This window comes from Vibrio sp. Vb1337, from assembly GCF_033338715.1.
In the GTDB taxonomy this organism is placed as follows: domain Bacteria; phylum Pseudomonadota; class Gammaproteobacteria; order Enterobacterales; family Vibrionaceae; genus Vibrio; species Vibrio alginolyticus.
In genome coordinates this window covers 1-1,199 of sequence record NZ_JAWOTD010000171.1, presented here as the reverse complement: position 1 = coordinate 1,199, position 1,199 = coordinate 1, and the positions used below count along the sequence as shown (strand labels likewise).

Sequence of the window (1,199 nt, the reverse complement as noted above, 5' to 3'; positions counted from 1 at the left end):
CTGTATAGCGACTTCTAACAAAAAACAAAGGCCGGAAACTCCGGCCTTTATTGTCTTATTTTTAGAAGAACTCTGCACTTAGTACAAGATGGAGTACAGCTGGCGACGATATTTACTTGCAATAGCGTTGCCTTGTCCTAAGGCGCTTAGGATATCCATAAAAGTCTTCTTCACTTCGCCATCTTGCGCGCCTAGGTTTACTTTTAAAATGTTCCAAAGTAGCTCTAGCGCTTCTTCATCACGACCCACTTGGTTGTATTGTACTGCTAGCTCACATGCCAATTCGAAATTGTCTGGGTTAGCTGCCAACTCTTGTTCCAAGCGCTTTAATTCTGGACTTTCAGCCGCTTGCTGATGCAGTTCCAGTTTCGCGATTAAGCTTTTGTAAGAGTTGTCTTGATACTCCAGTGGGATGGTTGCTAACAACTCTTGTGCTAATTCGAATTGTTTGGTTTCTAGCAAACAATCGGCTTTTGCTAGTTTTACATCACCGCGTGATTGCAGTTCATCTGACAGCGTTTGAATGACGTTCAGAGCTTGTGCATGTTCGCCTTGTTGAAGCAGTTCGCTTACTTGCTTCAATAGTTGCTCGTCAGGGCTTGGCAAATGTTTTTGTAGCATTGCGCCAATCGCTTCGATTGGTTGAGGCCCGCCTAAGCCATCGACCGCTTGTCCATTAACAAACAACGCGATTGTTGGCAGTACTTGCACACCAAATTGGGAAGCAAGCGCTGGTTGATCTTCACAGTTCAGCAGAGCCAATGTAAAAGCACCATTGTACTGTTGAGTGAGAGCTTGCAACTCAGGTAGCACTTGTGCGCTTTCTGGTTGAGCGTTGGCCCAAAAATGAATCAGAACGGGCGTGTTCATTGATCCCTCAAGCACTTCTCTAAAATTCTGTTCTGTTAACTCAACGATAAATGGGGATTGCATCTGAGTGTCCTTGCTTTTAATTCGGGTCGATGTCTGTAGATATGGAGCTAATTGAATGGAAAATCAAGCGGGTCGAGCATATTAGGAAAAACGCTGCCGAAGCAGCGTTATCCTATTTGCAAGCGAAAGTGCAATTAAATTGGTAGTTCTCGCACGTTAGATAGCAGAGCATGGCATCGTGCAAGGTGTGGTATCAAAATAGGATGAACATGGTCAACACTACACCCACACTAAGCCAGTTAAGCTGATTTAATGTCATTGTTGCC

General features: G+C 44.4%; 1 protein-coding gene. It reads right to left on the bottom strand.

What is annotated here, in order from left to right:
• Positions 1-78: 78 nt before the first annotated feature.
• Positions 79-933, bottom strand: a complete 855-nt coding sequence (locus tag R7E42_RS24775; RefSeq protein WP_005454528.1) for a thioredoxin family protein — start codon at positions 931-933, stop codon at positions 79-81.
• Positions 934-1,199 lie beyond the last annotated feature (266 nt).